Origin of the sequence: Burkholderia sp. KJ006, from assembly GCF_000262695.1 — a bacterium.
GTDB classification, from domain to species: Bacteria; Pseudomonadota; Gammaproteobacteria; order Burkholderiales; family Burkholderiaceae; genus Burkholderia; species Burkholderia vietnamiensis.
Genome location: NC_017922.1, coordinates 528,657 through 551,738 on the forward strand (window position 1 = coordinate 528,657; position 23,082 = coordinate 551,738).

Below are 23,082 nucleotides of genomic sequence, written 5' to 3' on the forward strand. Positions count from 1 at the left end.
GAGATGAAACCGAGCGTCCCAGTCCAACGATTCTGTTTGTCTCGGTGCTGCGTGGGAAGCAACAAATTGTCATATTCAAATCAGATGCCCGGCTTTTAGGCAGCAAGCGCTGAAGAATTGCGGATCGAGCAGCAGTTTGCTGGCGCGCTGCTGCCAGACAAGCGCGGCGGCTCCGGTTTCGACGTCTTTCGAGCCCATTCGCCCGTGGCATGGAACCTGCATGAACGCCCGCTCGAATAATCTCGATCGGAAGGCGTCTTGCTAATGAAGCATATCGGTGCTGAGACAGTTGCATTGGCGTCCTGGCAGCCGGCGGTGGAGTCGGTTGCGCAGGAACTGGAGCGTACGGCCGTTGCGCGTGACCGGGCCGGCGGGACGCCATTGCGCGAGCGTCGCATGTTGCGCGACAGCGGCCTGCTGGGGCTGAGCGTGCCTCGTGCGTACGGCGGTCATGGCGCGAGCTGGTCCGAGACCCTGGCCGTAGTACGGCGGTTCGCGCAGGTGGACAGCTCGCTGGCCCATCTATTCGCTTTTCACCATCTGCATCTCGCGACGGTGCGCCTGTTCGGGCGCCCACAACAGTGGGAACCATGGCTGGAGCAGACCGTCTCGCAACGCTGGTTCTGGGGAAATGCGCTTAATCCGCTCGACCGGGGCACGCGTGCGGAACCGGACGGTGCAGACGGATGGAATTTCGTTGGACGGAAGAGTTTCTGCTCCGGCGCGGCGGATTCCGATCGTCTGCTGGCCTCGGCTTTCGATGCGCAGGGACGTTTGCTGATCGGCGTGGTGCCGACTGCACGCGAGCGGATCGTGATTCTCGACGACTGGGACAACATCGGGCAGCGCCAGACCGATAGCGGCACGGTGATATTCGAACGCGTGGCGGTGGCGCGCGATGAAATCCTCGCCGATCCGGGGCCGCTGTCTTCGCCGTTTGCCTGTTTGCGGCCGTTGTTGGCCCAACTGATCCTGGCGCATATCTATCTTGGCCTCGGCGAGGGCGCGTTACGTGCGGCGCGGGATTTTACGCGGGAGAGCACGCGCGCGTGGATCGCATCCCCGGCGCGCCATCCGACCGAAGATCTTTACGTACAGGGGCACTACGGCCGGTTCTGGCTTGCGCTCGAGGGTGCGGGCGCACTGGTGGAGCGAGCCGCCGCCGCGTTCGATGCGGCGTGGACGCGTGAGGCCGCGCTCACCGAGATCGAGCGCGGCGAGGTCGCGATTGCCGTTGCGGCGGCAAAGGTCTCGTCTGCGCAGGCCGGCCTCGATGTCACGCAGTGCATGTTCGAGGTAACGGGCGCGCGGGCGACCACCGCGGCGCTGCGGTTCGACCGCTTCTGGCGGAATCTGCGTGTCCATACCCTGCACGATCCGATCGACTACAAGATTCGCGAGCTCGGGGACTGGGCGCTCAATGAGCGTTTTCCGACGCCGTCCTTTTACTCCTGATGCTGCTCATGAAGCAGTGAGGAAGCAGCTTTGCTGCCGCTCGGTCATCTGCGCCGGCGATATGGTTTCCAGTCTGCCCGGAATGACGCGTGGGTCGTCTCGCGAACCACGCATGTCGTGAATATGCGGCGAATCGCGGCCGGTTTTCCTGTCGTGGAACGAGAACGAGGCCGTTTGGCACGGTATTCGCTAAATGTTTGGCCTGCACGGCTGGCTGCAAGGCTGGCGTCACGCAGCACATGAAAAGGAACGCACGATGGGCAAGAAGATTTACAAGGTGGTCGTTGTCTCGGGCAACACGTCACGGCCTTCGCGAACGCTCGCACTGACGGAGGCGTTGCTGTCGGGCCTGCGTGCGGTGCTGCCGGTCGAGCCGCATTTGATCGAACTCGGAGAGATTGCGCCGGTGCTGTCCGGCGTGCTTTCCCGAGCGGATGCTTCCGCCGAGCTGGCGCTTCAGTTGCGCGCCATCGAGGAGGCCGACGTGCTGATCGTTGGCAGTCCGGTCTACCGGGCGTCGTACACGGGGCTTTTCAAGCATTTGTTCGATCTCGTGCATCACGAGGCGCTGATCGACGTGCCCGTGCTGCTGGCCGCGACGGGCGGCAGCGAGCGTCATGCGCTGGTGATCGACCATCAGTTGCGCCCGCTGTTCAGTTTCTTCCAGGCGCGGACCTTGCCGCTCGGTGTGTTCGCATCCGAGCGGGATTTCCACGACTACGCGATTACGAGCCCGGAGCTGCTCGATCGCATCCGGCTTGCCGTCGAGCGGGCCGTACCGCTCGTGCGGGAAGCCAGTCGTCTCGAACCTGCGGTGGCCGCGTCGGCCGCGTGAGTTTCAACATCTTCTGAACAGGACCTTTCCATGAGCAATGCCACTTCTTCCGACGAAGCCGTCAAGTTCGCCTACTGGGTGCCGAATGTGAGCGGCGGCCTTGTCGTCAGCACGATCGAGCAGCGTACCGACTGGAGCCTCGAATACAACCAGAAGCTCGCGAAGACCGCCGAAGACGCGGGTTTCGAATACGCATTGAGCCAGATCCGCTTCACGGCCGGTTACGGCGCCGAGTATCAGCACGAGTCGGTGTCGTTCAGCCACGCGCTGCTGCACGCGACGACCAAGTTGAAGGTGCTTGCCGCGATTCTGCCGGGGCCGTGGCATCCGGCCGTGGTCGCGAAGCAACTGGCGACGATCGATCACCTCACGAACGGGCGCATCGCGATCAACGTGGTGAGCGGCTGGTTCAAGGGTGAATTCACTGCGATCGGCGAGCCGTGGCTCGAGCACGACGAACGCTATCGGCGCTCGAAAGAGTTCATCGAAGTGCTGAAAGGTATCTGGACCCAGGACAACTTCACATACAAGGGCGACTTCTATCGCTTCCACGACTACACGCTGAGCCCCAAGCCGCTGCAGAAGCCGCACCCGGAGATCTTCCAGGGCGGCAGTTCGCGCGCGGCCCGCGACAACGCCGCGAGCGTGTCGGACTGGTATTTCACCAACGGCAATACGCCGGAGAACCTGAAGGCGCAGATCGACGACATCCGCGCGAAGGCGGCTGCGAATGGCCATCGTGTGCGCATCGGCGTGAACGCGTTCGTGATCGCGCGCGACACCGAGGAAGAAGCGCGGGCCGTGCTCGACGACATCATTGCGCATGCGCACGTCGAGGCGGTCAATGCGTTCGGCGACGCGGTGAAGCAGGCGGGCAAGGCGTCGCCGGAAGGGGAAGGCAACTGGGCGAAATCGACGTTCGAGGATCTCGTGCAGTACAACGACGGCTTCCGCACGAACCTGATCGGCACGCCGCAGCAGATCGCGGAGCGGATCGTCGCGCTGAAGGCGATCGGCGTCGATCTGGTGCTGACGGGTTTCCTGCACTTCATCGAAGAGGTCGAGTACTTCGGCAAGAAGGTGCTGCCGCTGGTGCGCGAACTCGAAAGCCGGCTGCAGCCGGTCGCGGCCTGAACGGGTGCCTGACACATGACGCAGACCGCACCGCCGCTGCTCGCGCTCGAGCGCATCTCGCTGTTGTTCAAGGGCGTGAAGGCCGTCACCGACGTCAGCTTCGAGGTGGCGGCGGGCGAAATCTGCGCGCTGATCGGACCCAACGGCGCGGGCAAGAGCTCGCTGCTCAACGTGATCAACGGCGTGTATCGCCCGCAGCAGGGCGCGGTCCGCTTCGACGGACACACGTACCGGCACATGGACCCGTATCGCGCCGCGCATCGCGGCATCGCGCGCACGTTCCAGAACCTCGCGTTGTTTCGCCGCATGAGCGTATTCGACAACGTGCTGACGGGCCGCAACCTGCATCGGCGCAGCACCTGGCTGGAACAGACGCTGCATGTCGGCCGCGCCCGCCGCGACGAAGCCGCGCAGCGCCGGTATGCGGAGCGTGTGATCGAGAAACTCGACTTGCAGGCGTATCGCGACGCCGTGGTCGGCTCGCTGCCGTACGGGCTGCAAAAGCGCGTCGAACTGGCGCGCGCGCTCGCGGCCGAGCCGCGGCTGTTGCTGCTCGACGAACCGATGGCCGGGATGAATGCCGACGAAAAGCATGCGATGGCCGAATACGTGCTCGACGCCAACGCGCACTTTGGCGTGACCGTGGTGCTGATCGAGCACGACATCGGCGTTGTGATGGGCGTGTCCGATCACGTGGTGGTGCTCGACTACGGCAGGAAGATCGCCGACGGCAGACCGGACGAGGTGCGGGCGCACCCGGACGTGCTGGCTGCCTACATGGGCACGCATCACTGACGGAAACGGACAACGGGGAACGTGATGGCGTTTTTTATCGAGGTGCTGGTCGGCGGGTTGCTGGCGGGCGTGATGTATTCGCTGGTCGCGATCGGTTTCGTGCTGATCTACAAGGCATCCGGCGTTTTCAACTTTGCGCAGGGCGCGCTCGTGCTGTTCGGCGCGCTGACCTATGTGAGTCTCGTCGAGCGCGGCTGGAACGGATGGCTCGCGTTTGCCGCCACGCTCGTCGCGCTGGTCGTGATCGCGATCCTGACGGGGCGGCTGGTGCTGCGCCCGCTCGTGAACCGGCCGCCGATCGTGCTGTTCATGGCGACGTTGGGCCTGAGCCTGATACTCGAGGGCGCGGCGCAATTGTTCTGGGGCGCGCAGGTCCACGGTCTCGATCTCGGCATCGACGATCGGCCTCTGCATCTGGCCGGTGTGATGGTCAGCCAGTTCGACCTGTTCGCGGCGGCGGCGGCCGGCGTGCTGGTGCTCGGACTGTCGCTGTTCGCGAAATGGTCGCGGCTCGGCCTGTCGCTACGCGCGGTGGCCGACGATCCGCTTGCCGCACTGGCAGTCGGCGTCCGTCTGCCGCGTGTATGGGCGGTGGTGTGGGCGCTTGCCGGATTCACGAGTCTGGTCGCCGGCCTGCTGTGGGGCGCGCGGCTCGGCGTGCAGTTCTCGCTTTCCCTGGTCGTGCTCAAGGCCCTGCCGGTGCTGATCATCGGCGGCTTTTCGTCGATTGGCGGCGCTATCGCGGGCGGGCTGCTGGTCGGCGCCGCCGAGAAGCTGGCGGAAGTTTACGCGGGCGGGGTGATCGGCGACGGCATCGAGAACTGGTTCCCGTATCTGCTGGCGATGCTGTTCCTGCTGGCGCGGCCGTACGGCCTGTTCGGCGAGCCGGCCGTCGAGCGTGTCTAGGAACGGACCCAGGGGAATTCACATGGATTTGACCAATACCGCTTCGATTCCCGCGTCGCGTCGCCTGGCCTGGCGCCAGTGGGTCGGGCCGGGCATGCTGGCGGTGGCCGCATTCGTCGGCGTGCCGCTGTGGGCCAACGATTACTGGCTCAATGCGATTCTCGTGCCGTTTCTGATCCTGTCGATCGCGGGACTCGGCCTGAACTTTCTGACCGGCTATGCGGGGCAGCTTTCGCTCGGCTCGGCGGCATTCATGTCGATCGGTGCATACGCGAGCTATAACCTGCTCGTGCGCGTGCCGGCGCTGCCGTTGCCGGCGGCGCTGCTGCTCGGCGGGGTCGCGAGCGCAGCGGTCGGTGTGCTGTTCGGGTTGCCGAGCCTGCGCATCAAGGGTTTCTATCTGATCGTGTCGACGCTGGCCGCGCAATTTTTCGTGGTCTGGCTGTTTACCCGCGTGAGCTGGTTCTCGCACGACGACATGTCCGGTGTGCTGAGCGCGCCGCAGCTCGCGATCGGCCGCTGGCACATCGACAATCCGGCATCGCGCTATTTGCTGGTGCTTGGCGTGGCCACCGTGCTGTTCGCACTGGGGGCGAGCCTCGTGCGAAGCGAACTGGGGCGGCGCTGGATGGCGGTGCGCGACATGGATACGGCGGCGCGCGTGATCGGCATCCCGATCGGGCGTACCAAGCTGCTCGCATTTGCGCTCAGTTCTTTCGTGCTGGGCATCGCCGGCGCGCTGTGGGCCTTTGCGTATCTCGGCACGATCGAACCGGACGGCTTCAGCCTCAACCTGTCGTTCCAGATCCTGTTCATCATCATCATCGGCGGCATGGGCAGCATCGGCGGGAATTTTCTCGGCGCCGCCTTCGTCGTGCTGCTGCCGATCCTGCTGTCGAACGCGGGCAGCGAACTCGCCCGCATCGGAATCGGCAGCGACCAGTTGCAGAACCTGCAGAAGATCGTGTTCGGCAGCCTCGTGATCGTGTTTCTGATCAAGGAGCCGGACGGGTTGGCGCGCCTCGTCCAGGTGGCGCGACAGCGGTTCAGGCACGCGAAATGAATCCGTATCGACCGGGAATGACGTCTTTTATCATCATATAAATAAGGAATATCGATCATATGGGAAATGTTCGCAGGCACCTTGGCCGTTCGGCATGGAAAAAACGGGCTGGCACATTCATCGCTGCGCTCGCGCTGTGCTCGGCGGCGCTGCCGCAGGCACACGCGGCTGCCGAGGAATATTTCCCGCTGCAAAGCTACCGTGTCGGCCCGTATGCGGCCGGCGGCAGCGGCTTTTTCGGCGGCTTCATCGATTACATGCAACTGATCAACGCGCGCGACGGCGGCGTCAATGGTGTCAAGCTGGTATGGAAGGAGTGCGAGACCGAATACGTCGTGGAGAAAGGCGTCGAGTGCTACGAACGCCTGAAGAACGGCGGCCCGGACGGCGCACCGGCAGCTGCCACCAATCCGCTGTCGGTCGGTATCGCGTATGCGACGCTCGACCGTTCCACGGCCGACAGGATTCCGCTCATCACGATCAACCACGGGCGCACCGATTCGACCGACGGGGCCGTGTTTCCCTACGTGTTTCCTCTGCAGCTGAATCCGTACAGCGAAGTCTCGGCGATCGTCAACTACATCGGGCAGCGCTCGGGCGGGCTGGCCAACCTGAAGGGCAAGAAGATCGTCGTGCTTTATCACGGCTCGCCATATGGCCGCGAGACGATTCCCGTGGTCGACCTGCTGGCGAAGAAATACGGCTTCGACGCGATCCAGATCGAGGTGCCGCACCCGGGCAACGAGCAGGGCTCGCAGTGGCTGAAGATCCACCAGATCAAGCCCGACTGGGTGATCCTGCGCGGCTGGGGCGTCATGAACCCGGTGGCGCTCAAGAGCGCGCAGAAGGTCGGGTATCCGGCCGACCACATCATCGGCAACATCTGGAGCAATTCGGAAGAAGACGTGCGCCCGGCCGGCGATGCGGCCAAGGGCTTCGTCTCGATCACGACGCACCCGTCGGGCACCGATTATCCGGTCCTGCAGGCGATCAACCAGTACGTGATCAAAACCGGTAACGGCAACCTCAAGGACCCTGCGCGCTTCGGCACCGTCTACTACAACCTCGGCGTGGTGAACGGCATCCTGAACGTCGAGGCGGTGCGCGTCGCGCAACGCAAGTACGGCAACAAGCCGCTCACGGGCGAACAGGTACGCTGGGGCTTCGAGCACCTGAACCTCGACGATGCGCGGCTTCGGCAGCTCGGCGCGCTCGGTCTCGTGCAGCCGCTCAAGCTGTCGTGCTCGGACCACGAAGGCGGCGGCGCGGTGCGCTTCCAGCAATGGAACGGCAGCAAGTGGAACGTGATCAGCGACTGGGTGCAGGCCGATCGAGCGCTGCTGCGCCCGATCATCGAGAAATCGGCGCTCGCCTATGCGAAGGAAAAGAACATCACGCCGCGCGATTGCAGCAAGGAGCCTTGAGCATGAGCGAACCGATCCTGCAGGCCGACGAGATCTCCGTGACCTACGGCGGGATCATTCCCGCGTTGCGCGGGGTGTCGCTGACGGTGCCCGAGCGCGCGATCGTTGCGCTGCTCGGCGGCAACGGGGCGGGCAAAACCACCATGCTGAAGGCGCTTTCGAGCCTGGTGCGCGCCGAGCGCGGCGAATTGACGGGCGGGCGTGTCGTCTATCGCGGCGAGGACGTCACGCGTCTCGAGCCCTGGACGCTGGTCGAGCGCGGTCTCGTGCAGGTGCTCGAAGGGCGTCGCTGCTTCGGGCACCTGTCGATCGAGGAGAACCTGCGGATCGGATCGTTCGCGCGACGGCCGAAGCGGGCCGAGATCGACGCCGATCTCGAACGGATCTACACGATTTTTCCGCGCTTGAAGCAGAAGCGCGGCGCGTTGGCCGGCTATGCGTCGGGCGGCGAGCAGCAGATGGTGGCGATCGGTCGCGCGCTGATGGCGCATCCGTCGCTCGTGCTGCTGGACGAGCCGTCGATGGGGCTGGCGCCGCATGTCGTCGAGGACATCTTCGAGATCGTCGCGGCGCTCAATCGTGACGAGGGCGTGAGTTTCCTGCTCGCCGAGCAGAATGCTTCGATTGCGCTGCGCTTCGCCAGTTGCGGCTACGTGCTCGAAAGCGGACGGGTCGTCGCGCATGGCACGTCGGCGCAACTGCGGGAGCTGGATGCGTTGCGAGATGCCTACCTCGGCGGTGCGCCGGTGGATTACGCGGCGAGGCGTGCGCAACGGGCGGCGGCGACGACCGGCGTATGACCGTGTTTCGGCAGCCGTGGGGCTGATTTTGCAGGACCCCGGCATCGCAGGATGTCACGGGTGCGGTGGATGATCATTTAACGAATACATCATGAGTCTCGATATTTTCTGGTTCCTGCCCACTTCGGGTGATACGCGTTATCTCGGCAAATCGGATTTCGGCCGTCAGGCAACGAATGCATACATGCGCCAGATCGCGGTGACGGCCGACCAGCTCGGCTACGACGGGCTGCTGATTCCGACGGGCGCTTCCTGTCTCGATCCGTGGGTGACGGCGGCCAGCCTGATTCCGGTCACGCAGCGTATCAAGCTGCTGGTGGCGCTGCGCACGTCGCTCGGCAATCCGACGGCTTCCGCGCGCCAGGCGGCGACGCTCGACCAGGCGCTCGGCGAGGGGCGGTTGCTGCTCAATGTCGTGCCGGGCGGCGATGCGACCGAACTCGCTGCAGACGGCGTGTTTTACGGTCACGACGAGCGCTACGAGGCCGGCGACGAATTTCTGACGATCTGGCGCGGCCTGCTGTCGGGCGAGAAGGTCGATTTCGACGGCAAGCACCTTAAGGTGCAGGGTGCACAGAATTTCTTTCCGCCCGCCAGCAAGCCTTATCCGCCGCTGTATTTCGGCGGGTCGTCGCCGGCGGCGCACGAGTTGGCTGCGAAGCATGTCGATGCCTATTTGACCTGGGGCGAACCGCCGGCCGCCGTGGCCGAGAAGATCGCCGACGTGCGGCGGCGAGCCGAGCGGTATGGCCGCAAGATTCGGTTCGGCGTGCGGCTGCATGTGATCGTGCGCGAAACGAGCGAGGAAGCGTGGGCGGACGCGGATCGATTGATCAGCCACCTGACGGACGACGATATCGCGGCGGCACAGCGCAATTACGCGAGCATGGATTCCGTGGGCCAGAAGCGCATGGCGGCGTTGCACGGCGGCAGCCGCGACACGCTGGTGGTCGGCCCCAATCTGTGGGCCGGTGTCGGCCTCGTGCGCGGCGGTGCGGGCACGGCGCTCGTCGGCAGCGCCGAAGAGGTGGCCGCGCGACTCAACGAGTATGTGGAGCTCGGCGTCGATAGCTTCGTGTTGTCCGGCTATCCGCACCTCGAAGAAGCGATTCGATTTGCGGAGCTGGTGTTCCCGTTGCTGCCCGGCAAGACGCCGGTCACGTTGCGCGACCGGACGCTCACGGGCGGAGCGTTCGATATCCGCGCCACGCCGCAAGGCGCCGGAGGGAAACACTGACGGGTTCGCCTGTCCGAATCCATTTCTTCGGCCGCAGCGTGATCGATCCGCGCTGCCGGCCAGCCTATCAACCTGACGTTTTCGGGGCGATCGCCGAGTCCGAGCGCGAATCCATCGTGCGCTGATTGAACCGGCGCACGGGTATCGAACGGTGCGAGCGGAAGTGGAGCGTGATCGCGCGGATCTTGGCGTGTCTTGGCCAGACGAACCCGAAGCGCGCGTAGTAGACGAGAAGGAACCAGACCTGCGTTTTGGCGCGAAGGCCAGCGACGTCAATGTGGTCACGGCAATCGAGGTTGCGCCGCGTTGGACGATGCAGCGGCTTGAGGGCCGCGCGTCGGCCCGCTATGCGGGCAATCTCTGCGCACGCAAGATCGCCGCGAAGGCATCCTTCTCTTCGCGCATCGGAAACCGCGGTCAAGGGGCTGGCGGACCGACGCCGCGCCGGTCCGTCCTTTCGCAAACCCCTGTCTTTGGCGGCCGTGCGCCAGCGCCGTGCGCGGGGACACGCGTCATTCGTCGGTGTACAGCCCGCTCGCGTGCTTCTTTGGAAATGAAAATTTATTGGTTCGCCGTTCGCGGACGCTCGCGCATCATCGTTTCCTGATGGCTATAGACGGCTTGCCGTGAAACGGCCATGTAACGAACCCGGGAGGCGTAATGGCAGCAGTACTCGAAGAACGACCGGTCCACGCAGCACTCGAGACGGCACGCGAACAGGCGGCGAAGGAAGGGCTGGCCTACGCGGGCGGCGTCGCGCCGCGCGATGCATGGGCGCTGGTCTCGGCAGGCAACGCGGTGCTGGTGGATGTCCGCACCGCCGAAGAGCGCAAGTTCGTTGGCTATGTGCCGGACAGCGTGCATGTGGCGTGGGCTACGGGGACGAGCTTGACGCGCAATCCCCGTTTCGTGCGCGAGCTCGAAGCGAAAACAGGCAAAGATGTCGTCGTGCTGCTGCTGTGCCGCAGCGGCAACCGGTCGGCGCTCGCGGCGGACGCGGCAGCCAAGGCCGGTTTCGCACACGTGTTCAACGTGCTCGAAGGCTTCGAGGGTGCGCTCGACGACGCGCAGCACCGCGGCGGCCAGAACGGCTGGCGTTTCCATGGGCTGCCGTGGGTGCAGGACTAGCCGCACGACTGCGGTGGATCGCTCGGGCGCATTATGGGGATGGCGGTGCGATGCGCTTCGGTCGAACCATGCTCGGTCACGTGCCGGCGATGAATGACAAGGAGTAAAGCCTGTGGCCGTATTCGAAATCGATGAAATCGTGGGCTCGCTGTACACGGTCCGGCAACGGTGGCGCGACGAGCAGAAGCGCGCGCTGGAGCCCGGCGGGCGAGACCTGCCTTCGCGGGATGCGTTGTCGGAAGTCGTCGACGCGCTCAAGGGCGTGCTGTTTCCGATGCGGCTCGGGCCGCCCAGCCTGCGTCAGGACAGCGAGAACTTCTACGTCGCACATGCGCTCGACGCCGCATTGCACGGGCTGCTCGCGCAAGCCAGGCTCGAATTGCAGTACATCGCGCGGCGCGAAGCCAAAGACAGCGAAGCCGTGGAGGCGCGCGCCGTGCACGCCGTACGCGCATTTGCGCAGCGTTTGCCCGAGATTCGCGCGCGGCTGGATGCCGATGTGATCGCCGCCTATCACGGCGATCCGGCGGCAGGCAGCGTTGACGAAGTGCTGCTCTGCTATCCCGGCGTGCTCGCGATGATTCATCACCGGCTGGCACACGAGCTGTATCGGCTCGGGCTGCCGTTGCTCGCGCGCATCGTGGCCGAGCTCGCGCACGCGCAGACGGGTATCGACATTCATCCAGGCGCGCAGATCGGCGCAGGCTTTTTCATCGACCACGGCACCGGCGTCGTGATCGGCGAAACGTCCGTGATCGGCCAGCGTGTGCGTCTCTACCAGGCGGTGACGCTCGGCGCCAAGCGGTTTCCGGTCGATGCAGACGGCCATCTCGAAAAGGGGCTTGCAAGTCACCCCATTGTCGAGGACGACGTCGTCATCTATGCCGGTGCGACGATACTGGGCCGCGTGACGATAGGACGCGGCGCGACGATCGGCGGCAACGTGTGGATCACGCAGGACGTCGCGCCCGGCAGCCACGTGACGCAGGCCAGCTTGCGCAGTGAAGCGGCCCGGCCGGCTGGCGCGGTAGTGGTCGGCCTGACGGCGGGAGTGCACGTATGACCGCACTCGTTCGCAATTTCGGCGCGGCCGTGCGCGCGCAGCGGGAAGCGCATGCGTGGTCGCAGGAGCAGCTCGCGGAGCACGCCGGCCTGAATCGCTCGTATGTCGGCGAAATCGAGCGCGGTACGGCCATCGCGTCGATCGTGACAGTCGAGAAGCTGGCTCGCGCGTTCGGCGTGCCCATCTCGACGTTGCTGGGCGTGCCGCCCACCGCTTCAGCGAGCGTGCTCGCGCCGGATCGCGGTCCGGCCACACCTGCGCCAACCTTCTGATTTTCATCGGCCATGGCCGGCCGGCGGCGTCGCACCTTGCCGGTCGACCGGCCGGTGATGGCTATAGCATGTTGAGCGCCATTTTCAGGCTCCCGATAATTCCCCATCGCAATAAGCATTCCCGTATTTCTTCTATCGACCAGGAGCCTCCGAATGTCGACGATCGTGAGCGGCCCGACCGCGCTCGGCGATAACGCAGCACGGCAACTCGCCAATGCCACCAAGACCGTCCCGCAACTTTCGACCATCACGCCGCGCTGGCTGACCCATCTGCTGCAATGGGTGCCAGTGGAGGCCGGTATCTATCGCCTGAACCAGGTGAAGAACCCCGAAGCCGTGCGCGCCACCTGCACGGCACGCGAAGACGAAGGGACGCTTCCCACCACCTTCGTCCCGTACGAAGAAAACCCGCGTGAATACTTCCTCAATGCGGTGAGCACGGTGCTCGACGTGCATACGCGCGTGTCGGACCTCTACAGCAGCCCGCACGACCAGATCAAGGAACAGCTGCGCCTCACGATCGAGACGATCAAGGAATTGCAGGAAAGTCAGCTCATCAACAATCCGGACTACGGCCTGCTCGCGAACGTGGACGAAGAGCAGCGCGTTTTCCCGCTGACCGGCGCGCCGACGCCCGACGATCTGGACGAACTGCTGACGAAAGTCTGGAAAGAGCCGGCGTTCTTTCTCACGCATCCGCTCGCCATCGCCGCATTCGGCCGCGAATGCACGCGCCGCGGCGTGCCGCCGCCCACCGTCAATCTGTTCGGCTCGCAGTTCATCACGTGGCGCGGCATTCCGCTGATTCCGTCCGACAAGGTCCCTGTCGCCGACGGCAAGACGAAGATCCTGCTGCTGCGGGTGGGTGACAAGCGCCAGGGCGTGGTCGGTCTGTACCAGCCGGGTGTGGCGGGAGAGCAAGGTCCGGGGCTGTCGGTGCGCTTCATGGGCATCAACAATCAGGCGATCGCGTCGTATCTGATCTCGCTGTATTGCTCGCTCGCAGTTCATTCGCCTGATGCACTGGCGGTGCTCGATGACGTGGAGATCGGCAAGTACCATGACTACGCTGACACCTACCGGTAACCTGCGGCCAGGCGACGCAGCGCCCGATATCCCGCCCGCCACGGTGCCGGCCGGACTGCCCGATGCGGACACGCTCGCACGCCTCGCCAACGCGTTTTTCTCGACGTTGCCCGGCAGTGTGGCGTCGCCGGAGTCGCCGTCGGCCGTAGGCGGGCTGCCGTCCGCGTGGCCCGCTGCGGTGCCGGTGGTCTCCACGCTCACGAACCCGGCGCCCGCCGGCTCGCCGCTCGCGGGGCCTGGCGGAGCGGGCACGGGTGTGCCCGGCGCGTCGCTGCCGGCAGGGCGCGTGCCGGGCGGAAATTTGTTGCCCGCCGCGCCCACGCACGTGCTCACGCTCGGCAACCGTGCACCCGCGTTGGCACCGCATGCGGTCGCGCAGACCGGGGTGCCCGACAACGTGGCGACGATTGCGCCCGCCCTCGAACCGCGTATCGGCGGTGCCGCGCTCGGCGTGCCGCCGGTGCAGGCGCCGGCGCCGGCCGTTGCCTCTCACGAGGCAGGGGCTGCGGCGTCTTCATCGTCCGCGGGGAGCGCACCGTACTACTTCATCGGCGCGCCGGAACATGGCTGGCAGCGTCCCGCGCAGGATATCGTCGTGCCGTCGGCGGCGGGCGTGACGCCGCAGTCGTTCGGGCTGCCTCACGAAGACGATCTGCGTTCGCTGCTATCTATTCATCGCTTCGCACCGGGCGTCGAGCCGCATCGTCACGCAGCTCACGGCGTACCGTACTTTCTCGACGGCGAGCGTGCCGCGCTTGATCCGCGCGGCGCAGGCCCAGCCGTGCCGGCCGCGCATCCGCCGTTCGACATCAACGCGATTCGCCGCGACTTCCCGATTCTGCAGGAGCGCGTGAACGGCAAGCAGCTCGTCTGGTTCGACAATGCGGCGACGACGCAAAAGCCGCAGGCCGTGATCGACCGCCTCGCGTATTTCTACGCGCACGAGAACTCGAACATCCATCGCGCCGCGCATGCGCTGGCGGGCCGTGCGACGGATGCCTACGAGAACGCGCGGGCCATCGCGCGGCGTTTCATCGGCGCGGCGTCACCGGACGAAATCGTGTTCGTGCGCGGCACGACCGAGGCCATCAACCTGATCGCGAAGACCTGGGGCGCGTGCAATGTGGGCGAAGGCGACGAGATCGTCGTGTCGCATCTGGAGCATCACGCGAACATCGTGCCGTGGCAGCAACTCGCAGCGCAAGCGGGCGCGAAGCTGCGGGTGATTCCGGTGGACGATTCGGGCCAGGTGCTGCTCGACGAGTACCGCAAGCTGCTTTCCAGCCGCACGAAGATTGTGTCCGTCACACAGGTGTCCAATGCGCTCGGCACCGTGGTGCCGGTGCAGGAGATCATCGAGCTGGCCCACCGTGCGGGTGCGAAGGTACTCGTGGACGGCGCGCAGTCGGTGTCGCACATGCGGGTGGACGTGCAGGCGCTGGACGCGGACTTTTTCGTGTTCTCCGGCCACAAGATTTTCGGGCCGACCGGCATCGGCGTGGTGTACGGCAAGCGCGCCATTCTCGACGACATGCCGCCGTGGCAGGGCGGCGGCAACATGATCGCGGACGTGACGTTCGAGCGCACGGTGTTCCAGCCGCCGCCCAACCGCTTCGAGGCCGGCACGGGCAACATCGCGGATGCCGTCGGACTCGGCGCGGCACTGGAGTACGTCGAGCGGATCGGTATCGAGAACATCGGTCGCTACGAACACGATCTGCTCGAGTACGCGGCGAGCCGGCTCGGTCCGGTGCCGGGCGTGCGGCTCGTCGGTACGGCGCGGCACAAGGCGAGTGTGCTGTCGTTCGTGCTGAAGGGTTACGAGACGGAAGAGGTGGGGCGTGCGTTGAACCAGGAGGGCATCGCGGTGCGCTCGGGCCATCATTGCGCTCAACCGATTCTGCGACGTTTCGGGCTCGAAGCAACCGTGCGTCCGTCGCTCGCGTTCTACAACACCTGCGACGAAGTGGACGCGATGGTGTCGGTCATCCGGCATCTGTCTGCGCGAAGCGCCTGAAGGGAGCGGCTCCTGACGTGTTGGGCAGCGGGTCGTCATCGATGCGATGACGGCCATCCATGCTCGATGGTCGGGGCCGCTTCTTCCCCTGCAAGGACGTTCATAAACGTCGCCCGTTCCCCCCTCGGGCGATATGTCGTGCAGGACGAAAACGAGCCGGATGCGCCGGTCGTCATCCGGCCAACGATCCGATCGCTCGATGCTCATGCTCCCGCGTGATAGCGAGTCGCGACGCGGCGCAAACAACAGCGCACGGTGCGACGCGCAGAGCCGCAATTCGCGCACCGTCATTTGCTTTGCTCTAAACATCGGTTCACCGACGCGCATGCGGCCGTTAGCATCGGCTGTCTGACTGCGTGAATCCGGCCGTATGCACTGCCGTTCCTTTCGCTGCGGCACACGCCCACTCCATATGACCGAACCGGGGAAATACCATGAAGCAATCGAGCCGCGTCGGCTTCGCGCGCGTGCGGGCGGCCGTCGCCGCCTTTGTGGCCGTCGCCTTCACGATGCTGACCGCGGCGCTCCCGCCGCGTGCGGCTCACGCCGCCGAGGCCATACCCACGGAGCTGAAGCTCGACTACGCGTACTACTCGCCCGAAAGCCTCGTGATTCGCCACTACGGCTGGCTCGAGGAAGCGTTTGCGCCGGACCACACGAAGATCACGTGGGTGCTGAGTCTCGGCAGCAACCGCGCGCTGGAATACCTGAACAGCGGAGCGATCCAGATCGGCTCCAGCGCGGGGCTTGCCGCGGTGCTCGCCAAGGCGAACGGCAACCCCATCCGCACCGTCTACATCTTCTCGCGCCCCGAGTGGACGGCGCTGGTCGTGCGCAAGGATTCGAACATCCAGTCGCTCGCGCAGCTCAAGGGCAAGAAGATCGCCGCGACGAAGGGCACCGACCCGTATCTGTTCACGCTGCGCGCATTGCACACGGCGGGCTTGTCCGCGGACGACGTCGAGATCGTCAATCTCCAGCATCCCGATGGCCGCACGGCGCTCGTCAACGGGCAGGTGGACGCGTGGGCCGGGCTCGATCCCCACATGGCCGCGGCGGAAGTGGACAACGGCGCGCGCCTCTTGTACCGGAACGTGGACTTCAACACGTGGGGCTTCCTGAATGCGCGCGAAGACTTCATCAGGCAGTACCCCGGCGCGCTCGCGCGTGTGCTGAAAGTCTACGAGAAAGCCCGGCTGTGGATCGCCGCGCATCCGGACGAGACCGCACAGATCATCGCGAAGGAGTCGAAAGTGTCGCTCGCGGTGGCGAAGCTACAACTGAGCCGCAACGATTTCAGCCAGCCGCAGCCGGGGCCGAAGCAGATCGCCGCGCTCAAGGCCGCCGCGCCCATCCTCACGCGGGAGCAACTGGTGAAGCCCGGCACGAAGGTGGAGCAGGTCATCGATGCGCTGATCGACGTTCGGCCGGCCCAGACAGTCATCGCGTCGACGGGCGCACATTGAAGGGTCACCTTAAAGGAACACCCTGAAGGACCATCCGATGGCTATCGACGACGCGCTCACGCTGCGCAACAGCAGCGCATCCGGCGCCGTGCCCGCGCACGAAGCACACGAGCGGGGCGCCACGCAGGCGGCCGCCGTTTCGCATGCCGTGACGGCGCGCCGTGACGTAGCGGAAGCCGGGCACGGCGAGACTGCGGAACAACGCCTGCGACGCTGGCATTGGGCCGGCCTTGCGTTGCCCGTGGTGTTTCTCGGCGCGATCGAACTGCTGGTTCGTGCGCAGGTATTGCCCGCCAACCTGGTGCCCGCGCCTTCGGCGATCGCGGGCACGATGATGCACATGGGAGGCGAACGGCTTCTGCGCCACGTCGTCGCCAGTACGCTGCGCGTGCTGGCGGGCTTCGGCCTGGGTGCGGCGCTCGCTGTGCTGATTGGCGCGGCGATGGGGCTGAGCAGCAGGCTCGAGGCGCTCTTTGATCCGTCGTTCCAGGCGCTGCGCGCGATTCCGTCGCTGGCGTGGGTGCCGGTGTTGCTGCTCTGGATGGGCATCGACGAAGCACCGAAGGTCGCGCTCGTCGCGATCGGCGCTTTCTTTCCGGTCCACCTCGCCGTGGTGGCGGGCATTCGCAATGTGGAGCGCAAGCTCGTAGAACTCGGCGCGGTTTATCGGCTGAGTCCGGCACGCATGCTGACGCGCATCCTGTTGCCGGCCGCGCTCCCGCAACTCTTCACGGGGCTGCGCACGGGCCTGAGCCTCGCGTGGATGTTCGTGGTGGCCGCGGAACTGATCGCCGCCACGCGCGGCCTCGGCTATCTGTTGAGCGACGGGCGCGAAACCGGACGGCCCGACATCGTGTTTGGCGCCATCATCCTGCTGGCCTTGATGGGCAAACTGACGGACGGCGCGATGAAGGCGCTCGAAGCCCGCGTGCTGGTGTGGCGCGATACGGATACCGGCGAGAGGCGAGGATGAGCGATTCCGTGCTCCATGTACGTGTGCGGCTGAAGCGCTACGGCGGCCGCGCGGTGCTGAACGACACGCAGCTTGCGGTGCGCCCCGGCGAGATCGTGAGCCTGCTCGGCCCGAGCGGCTGCGGCAAGAGCACGCTGTTGCGCATCGTGGCCGGGCTCGATCGCGATTTCGATGGGGTAGTCGCGCTCGGAGGCCTGCCGCTCGATGGTCCGTCGCCGGCGCTTGGTGTGATCTTTCAGGAGCCGCGGCTTTTGCCGTGGCTCGATGTGGCGAACAACATCAGCTTTCCGCTGCGTGCTCGCGACGAAGCCGCCGACCGCGTCTCGGCACTGCTCGCCGAGGTTGGCCTGCCCGGGATCGAGGCGCGCTGGCCGAAGGAGCTATCGGGCGGTATGGCGCAACGCGTGGCAATCGCGCGTGGGCTCTTTTCACGACCGAGCGTGCTGCTGCTCGACGAGCCATTCAGCGCGGTCGATGCCATTACGCGAATGCGCTTGCAGGATCTGTTATTGCAGGTCACGTCGTCGCATCGGATGGCCGCGCTGGTGGTGACGCACGACGTGGACGAAGCCCTGCTGCTCTCGGACCGCGTGCTCGTGATGCAGTCCGGGCAAGACGGCGCGGGTGGCGGCATCGTGCACGAGTTGCGGGTCGATCTGCCGCGTCCGCGTAACCGGCAGGCAGCAAGCGACGGTGGATTGCGAACGGCGTTGCTCGATCGGTTGGCTGAGTTGTTCGCACAACCGGCTTGAAACTGGCTCGAGCTGTTGCCCTGAACCGGCACGAGCGCCACGACGATGACGGTTGGCCGGCGCCTGCGGGCGCCGGCATTTTCCCGTTGAGGGGATTAGAACTCGAAGCCCGGACCGCCCGCGCCTGCGCCAGCAGGCAATGCGGAGGGCGCCGCGTCCTTGGGCGCTTCATATACCGTCGCATCCGTCGTCAGCAGCAGACTCGCCACGGAGGCCGCGTTGAGCAGCGCCGTGCGCGTCACCTTCGTGGGATCGACCACGCCGGTTTCCACCAGATCGCCGTATTCGCCGGAGGCCGCGTTGTAGCCGAAGTTGCCCGAGCCCTCCGCCACCTTCGCGACAATCACGCTGGCTTCTTCGCCGGCATTCGCGACGATCTGGCGCAGCGGCTCTTCCAAGGCGCGGCGCACGATGTTGATGCCCGCGTTCTGGTCCGCGTTCGCACCTTGCAGGCCGGCAATGGCCTGCTTCACGCGAATCAACGCGACGCCTCCGCCCGGCACGATGCCTTCTTCCACAGCGGCGCGCGTGGCGTGCAGTGCATCGTCGACGCGGTCCTTCTTCTCCTTGACTTCGATTTCGGTCGCACCGCCCACCTTGATGACCGCTACGCCGCCCGCAAGCTTCGCCACGCGCTCTTGGAGCTTCTCGCGGTCATAGTCGGACGTTGCTTCCGCGATCTGCACGCGAATCTGCTTGACCCGCGCCTCGATGTTGGACTTCTCCCCGCCGCCGTCGATCACGGTGGTGTTCTCCTTGCCGACCTCGATGCGTTTGGCCTGGCCCAGTTCGGCAAGCGTCGCTTTTTCGAGCGTCAGGCCGGTTTCCTCCGCGATCACTTGGCCGCCCGTGAGAATTGCGATGTCTTCGAGCAGTGCCTTGCGGCGGTCGCCGAAGCCCGGCGCTTTCACGGCCACCGTCTTCAGGATGCCGCGAATATTGTTCACGACGAGTGTGGCGAGCGCTTCGCCTTCCACGTCTTCCGCAATGATCAGCAGGGGCCGGCCCGACTTCGCGACCTGTTCGAGTACGGGCAGCAGGTCGCGGATGTTCGAAATCTTCTTGTCGTGCAGCAGCACGAAGGGCTCTTCCAGGATGGCGAGCTGCCGGTCCTGATTGTTGATGAAGTAGGGCGAGAGGTAGCCGCGATCGAATTGCAGCCCTTCGACCACATCGAGTTCGTCGGCAAGCGACTTGCCGTCTTCCACGGTAATCACGCCTTCCTTGCCGACGCGGTCGATGGCTTCCGCAATGCGCTGCCCGATCGACTCTTCCCCATTGGCCGAAATGGTTGCGACCTGCGCGATTTCCTTGCTGGTGGTCGTCGGCTTGCTGATCTTCTTCAGTTCCTCGACTGCCGCGACCACGGCTTTGTCGATGCCGCGTTTCAGATCCAGCGGGTTGAGGCCGGCTGCCACGTACTTCTGGCCCTCGCGCACGATGGCCTGTGCGAGCACCGTCGCGGTGGTCGTGCCGTCGCCGGCGTCGTCGCTCGTTCTCGAGGCGACTTCCTTGACGAGCTGCGCGCCGATGTTCTGCAGCTTGTCGGCCAGCTCGATTTCCTTGGCGACGGATACGCCGTCCTTGGTCACGACGGGGCTGCCGAAACTGCGTTCGAGCACCACGTTGCGGCCCTTCGGACCGAGTGTGACTTTCACGGCATTGGCGAGCAGGTTCACGCCTTCAACCAGTTTGGACCGTGCGTTGTCGCTGAAGGCGACTTCTTTGGCTGCCATGTTTGACTCTCCCTCAGGATTGAACGACTGCGACGATGTCTTCTTCGCGCAGCACGAGCAGTTCGTTGCCGTCGACTTTCACCGACTGCCCCGCATATTTTCCGAACAGGACGCGTTCGCCGACCTTCAGGTCCGGCTCGATACGCCTGCCGTCGTCGCCGCGACGGCCCGGACCGACTGCGACGATTTCGCCCTGATCCGGCTTCTCGGCGGCGCTGTCCGGAATGACGATGCCCGATGCCGTACGGCTTTCCTGATCGAGACGCTTCACGATCACGCGATCATGTAACGGACGTAGACTCATTTGCTGTTCCTTTCTGGACGAGTGACGGAGGGTGATGCCCCTGCACCTTTGCTGCATCTTCGACTGGCACTCTCGGATGGTGAGTGCTGACCGGAAGCCGAGTATAGAAACGGCGTGCAAACGGCTCCAATAACCGATTGGCAGAACGTTTGCCGGCAGCGCGGGATTTGCAATGCACGGTTTGCGCTAAAGGGCCAGGAGGAGCGGCCCGCGTGAATCCGCACGGAGGGAGCTTTCCTATCGCGAGCGGCGAAAAAGCATCGAAAGAATGCTTGGTTGTGCGGCCGTGCGACGGTGACTAGATTGAATGCGTGAACGCCAGATGACCAGGAGGTGCCGTCATGTCGATGAGCCTCGCATTGCTCTCTCGCAACGCGATATCGCGGCTGCTACACAGCGTGCGGCGACGTTCGAGAGACCACGCCGCGTCCGTTGTCGCGCGGGAAAGCGCACGCCCTTTTGCAGCACGGCGGCTGTCCGCCCCGCAGGGCCATGACGCCGAGCACTTCGAACGCATTGCGACGTACGCGCTCGCCGGCTACTTCAACATGGGCTACACGCTCGAAGTGTTTCACGTGAGCGACTAACTTTCGCCGACGTAGAGGGAGCCGGATTCAACTACCCGGTTCTGAATGGCGAGTGGCCGGCAACATGCGCGTATGAGCCACCTGAGGGGCTGCCGAGCCTGCGGGGTATGCCGGGTGCGCCATTACGCAGCGGCGTCTATCGCGCGCAGCGCTGACTGACCCCGCGCGCCTGACCGCCGATACGGCGTTCGACGATCCATCTGCGCTACCCGATGCGCCGGCGCGCCGCAGCATCGAATCGCACTCGCTACTGTTCTTCCAGGCGAGCGACTGCCGGGCGCGCGATGGCGCCCGGATCAGGAAGCGACACAGAACTGCTGATAAAGCACATCCATCACGGCAAGCGCCTCGGCACTCGCCACCGAGTAGAAAATGTTCTTGCCCTCGCGGCGCGCAGTGACCAGACCATTTTCCCGAAGCACGCCCAACTGCTGGGACAGGGTGGGCTGGCGGATGCCTAGCTGATCCTCCAACTCGCCGACGGACAACTCGTCCTGAGACAAACGGCACATGACCAGCAAACGATCCGAGTTGGCGAGAACCTTCAGCAGGGCGCAGGCATTTTTCGCAGAAGCCTGCATGGTGCGAAGGTCGATGGTGGAATCGGAAGAACTCATTGAACGATTACAGTTTATATGTTGATAATCTATCTAAAGCTTATGTGAAAAATTTGGTTTGAGGCGCGAACCCTGGTCAATAGACTCTGCCCCGTTGGCTGTTAAACATTATTCGGGGAAACGTATGAAGCTACAAGGGACCTCACGCGCACTCCTTGCTGTTGTCGCGGCAATACCGGGCCTGGCATGGGCGACCAATGGCTATTTTTCCAACGGCTATGGCGTGGCGTCGCAGGGCATGGCCGGCGTAGGAATCGGGTTGCCGCAGGATGCCCTGTCCGCGGCGGCCAACCCTGCAGGCATTGCCTTCGTCGGCAACCGGTTCGATGGCGACATCAGCCTCTTTCTGCCGAAGCGCGGCGCGGAAATTTCGGGCAACGGCTTCGGCGCTGACGGCAGCTACGCAGGCAACAATCGCTCGATTTTCGCGCTGCCCGAATTCGCCGTGACGTATCAGGTTCTGCCGAACACTTATGCAGGTCTCGCACTGTACGCGAACGGCGGCCTCGACACGGGCTATGCGCGCAATCCCTATCGTGCCTTCGGTGCCACGGGATCGGCCGGCGTGGATCTCGAGCAGTTGTTCCTCTCCCCGACGATTGCCTACAAGTTGCTGGACCGACATGCGTTCGGTATCGGCCTGAACATCGCCTATCAGCGCTTTACCGCAAGCGGGCTGCAACCGTTCACGGGCATGTCGGTCGCCCCCGGCAACGCCACCGATCGCGGAGCCGATTCGACAGTGGGAGTGGGCGTGCATCTCGGCTATACCGGCGAAATCACGCCCACGCTGACGGTCGGCGTGACGTGGGCTTCGAAGATTCACGGACGGTTCGACAAATACAAAGGTCTCTTTGCCGATGGCGGATCGTTCGATATTCCGGAGAACTACGGCATCGGCCTCTCCTGGAAAGTCACGCCGGCATGGACAGTGGCGGCCGATTTTCAACGCATTCTGTACGGCAATGTGAAGTCGATTGCGAATCCGCTCGCCAACCTGTTTTTAGGCAACACAATGGGGTCGTCCAACGGGCCGGGTTTCGGCTGGCGCAATACCAACGTAATCAAGATCGGCACCAGCTATGACGTGACTAGCCACCTCACGCTTCGTGCAGGCTACAGTCATTCGAGCCAGCCGGTCGCCAGTACGGAGACCTTCCTGAACGTCCTCGCGCCAGGTGTCGTGCAGGATCAGGCGACGCTTGGCGCCACGTGGAAGACCGATGCGAAGACGTCGTTCGGTGTGTTCTACGGCCATGCGTTCAAGAAGACGGTCGACGGCAACAACTCGATTCCCGCAGCCTTCGGGGGCGGCAATGCAAATTTGCATCTGGCCGAAGACGTCGTGGGCGTGTCCTTCGGAAAATCGTTCTGAGTCTCGTCGTCCGGCGAAACCGCACGGGTTGCCGGCTCGATGCGGCTAGCCACGCGA

At 64.7% G+C, this 23,082-nt stretch carries 23 protein-coding genes; 19 read left to right on the forward strand and 4 right to left on the reverse strand.

The window, feature by feature from the left end; translation table 11 throughout:
* Nucleotides 1–75: 75 nt before the first annotated feature.
* On the reverse strand, nt 76–198 hold the full coding sequence (locus MYA_RS32480) for a hypothetical protein (RefSeq protein ID WP_014725908.1): 123 nt from the start codon (nt 196–198) through the stop codon (nt 76–78).
* A 66-nt stretch (nt 199–264) separates the two neighbouring features.
* Between MYA_RS32480 and MYA_RS26550 the strand changes: the two genes are divergently transcribed.
* From MYA_RS26550 to MYA_RS26630, 17 genes are all read left to right on the forward strand, one after another.
* Nucleotides 265–1,455, forward strand: a complete 1,191-nt coding sequence (locus MYA_RS26550) for an acyl-CoA dehydrogenase family protein (RefSeq protein ID WP_014725909.1) — start codon at nt 265–267, stop codon at nt 1,453–1,455.
* Between the two features lie 256 nt (nt 1,456–1,711).
* Nucleotides 1,712–2,290: an FMN reductase gene (gene msuE, locus MYA_RS26555; protein ID WP_014725910.1), complete on the forward strand. Its 579-nt coding sequence runs from the start codon at nt 1,712–1,714 to the stop codon at nt 2,288–2,290.
* 30 nt (nt 2,291–2,320) lie between these two features.
* Nucleotides 2,321–3,424, forward strand: a complete 1,104-nt coding sequence (gene sfnG, locus MYA_RS26560; RefSeq protein ID WP_014725911.1) for a dimethylsulfone monooxygenase SfnG — start codon at nt 2,321–2,323, stop codon at nt 3,422–3,424.
* 15 nt (nt 3,425–3,439) lie between these two features.
* Entirely contained in the window at nt 3,440–4,219 is a 780-nt protein-coding gene (locus tag MYA_RS26565) for an ABC transporter ATP-binding protein (protein ID WP_014725912.1), read from the forward strand.
* 24 nt (nt 4,220–4,243) lie between these two features.
* Nucleotides 4,244–5,125 carry a branched-chain amino acid ABC transporter permease gene (locus tag MYA_RS26570; protein ID WP_014725913.1) on the forward strand — a complete coding sequence of 294 codons (882 nt, stop codon included), beginning with the start codon at nt 4,244–4,246 and terminating at the stop codon, nt 5,123–5,125.
* A gap of 22 nt (nt 5,126–5,147) precedes the next feature.
* Nucleotides 5,148–6,188 carry a branched-chain amino acid ABC transporter permease gene (locus MYA_RS26575; RefSeq protein WP_014725914.1) on the forward strand — a complete coding sequence of 347 codons (1,041 nt, stop codon included), beginning with the start codon at nt 5,148–5,150 and terminating at the stop codon, nt 6,186–6,188.
* A gap of 59 nt (nt 6,189–6,247) precedes the next feature.
* A complete protein-coding gene (locus MYA_RS26580; RefSeq protein ID WP_014725915.1) occupies nt 6,248–7,612 on the forward strand; it encodes an ABC transporter substrate-binding protein in 1,365 nt (454 codons plus the stop codon).
* Nucleotides 7,613–7,614: 2 nt separating this feature from the next.
* On the forward strand, nt 7,615–8,412 hold the full coding sequence (locus MYA_RS26585) for an ABC transporter ATP-binding protein (RefSeq protein ID WP_014725916.1): 798 nt from the start codon (nt 7,615–7,617) through the stop codon (nt 8,410–8,412).
* 91 nt (nt 8,413–8,503) lie between these two features.
* A complete protein-coding gene (ssuD, locus tag MYA_RS26590) occupies nt 8,504–9,649 on the forward strand; it encodes an FMNH2-dependent alkanesulfonate monooxygenase (protein WP_014725917.1) in 1,146 nt (381 codons plus the stop codon).
* 660 nt (nt 9,650–10,309) lie between these two features.
* Nucleotides 10,310–10,777: a rhodanese-like domain-containing protein gene (locus MYA_RS26595; RefSeq protein WP_014725918.1), complete on the forward strand. Its 468-nt coding sequence runs from the start codon at nt 10,310–10,312 to the stop codon at nt 10,775–10,777.
* A 112-nt stretch (nt 10,778–10,889) separates the two neighbouring features.
* Entirely contained in the window at nt 10,890–11,840 is a 951-nt protein-coding gene (gene epsC, locus MYA_RS26600; RefSeq protein WP_014725919.1) for a serine O-acetyltransferase EpsC, read from the forward strand.
* Nucleotides 11,837–12,112, forward strand: a complete 276-nt coding sequence (locus tag MYA_RS26605; RefSeq protein ID WP_014725920.1) for a helix-turn-helix domain-containing protein — start codon at nt 11,837–11,839, stop codon at nt 12,110–12,112. The genes epsC and MYA_RS26605 overlap by 4 nt, the downstream gene beginning before the upstream one ends.
* A gap of 153 nt (nt 12,113–12,265) precedes the next feature.
* The gene (locus MYA_RS26610; protein WP_014725921.1) at nt 12,266–13,198 is read left to right on the forward strand and encodes a family 2A encapsulin nanocompartment shell protein; all 933 of its coding nucleotides are present in this window, start codon (nt 12,266–12,268) and stop codon (nt 13,196–13,198) included.
* Complete coding sequence (locus tag MYA_RS26615; protein WP_041494373.1) at nt 13,173–15,215, forward strand: family 2A encapsulin nanocompartment cargo protein cysteine desulfurase; 2,043 nt, start codon at nt 13,173–13,175, stop codon at nt 15,213–15,215. Before MYA_RS26610 ends, MYA_RS26615 begins: the two co-directional genes overlap by 26 nt.
* 434 nt (nt 15,216–15,649) lie before the next feature.
* Nucleotides 15,650–16,681 (forward strand): aliphatic sulfonate ABC transporter substrate-binding protein, encoded by a 1,032-nt coding sequence (locus MYA_RS26620; protein ID WP_014725923.1) that lies wholly within the window; start codon nt 15,650–15,652, stop codon nt 16,679–16,681.
* Nucleotides 16,682–16,718: 37 nt separating this feature from the next.
* On the forward strand, nt 16,719–17,654 hold the full coding sequence (locus tag MYA_RS26625) for an ABC transporter permease (protein WP_014725924.1): 936 nt from the start codon (nt 16,719–16,721) through the stop codon (nt 17,652–17,654).
* Entirely contained in the window at nt 17,651–18,406 is a 756-nt protein-coding gene (locus MYA_RS26630) for an ABC transporter ATP-binding protein (protein WP_014725925.1), read from the forward strand. The genes MYA_RS26625 and MYA_RS26630 overlap by 4 nt, the downstream gene beginning before the upstream one ends.
* Nucleotides 18,407–18,501: 95 nt before the next feature.
* Here MYA_RS26630 and groL read toward each other — a convergent pair whose 3' ends face one another.
* Nucleotides 18,502–20,142 (reverse strand): chaperonin GroEL, encoded by a 1,641-nt coding sequence (gene groL, locus MYA_RS26635; protein ID WP_014725926.1) that lies wholly within the window; start codon nt 20,140–20,142, stop codon nt 18,502–18,504.
* Between the two features lie 13 nt (nt 20,143–20,155).
* A complete protein-coding gene (gene groES / locus MYA_RS26640; protein WP_014725927.1) occupies nt 20,156–20,446 on the reverse strand; it encodes a co-chaperone GroES in 291 nt (96 codons plus the stop codon).
* 341 nt (nt 20,447–20,787) lie between these two features.
* Here groES and MYA_RS26645 point away from each other — a divergent pair, with 341 nt between their 5' ends.
* Nucleotides 20,788–21,033 (forward strand): hypothetical protein, encoded by a 246-nt coding sequence (locus MYA_RS26645; RefSeq protein ID WP_014725928.1) that lies wholly within the window; start codon nt 20,788–20,790, stop codon nt 21,031–21,033.
* A 296-nt stretch (nt 21,034–21,329) separates the two neighbouring features.
* Here MYA_RS26645 and MYA_RS26650 read toward each other — a convergent pair whose 3' ends face one another.
* Nucleotides 21,330–21,650, reverse strand: coding sequence for an ArsR/SmtB family transcription factor (locus MYA_RS26650; RefSeq protein WP_041494374.1), 321 nt, complete (start codon nt 21,648–21,650; stop codon nt 21,330–21,332).
* A gap of 124 nt (nt 21,651–21,774) precedes the next feature.
* Here MYA_RS26650 and MYA_RS26655 point away from each other — a divergent pair, with 124 nt between their 5' ends.
* Nucleotides 21,775–23,025 (forward strand): OmpP1/FadL family transporter, encoded by a 1,251-nt coding sequence (locus MYA_RS26655; protein WP_014725930.1) that lies wholly within the window; start codon nt 21,775–21,777, stop codon nt 23,023–23,025.
* Nucleotides 23,026–23,082 lie beyond the last annotated feature (57 nt).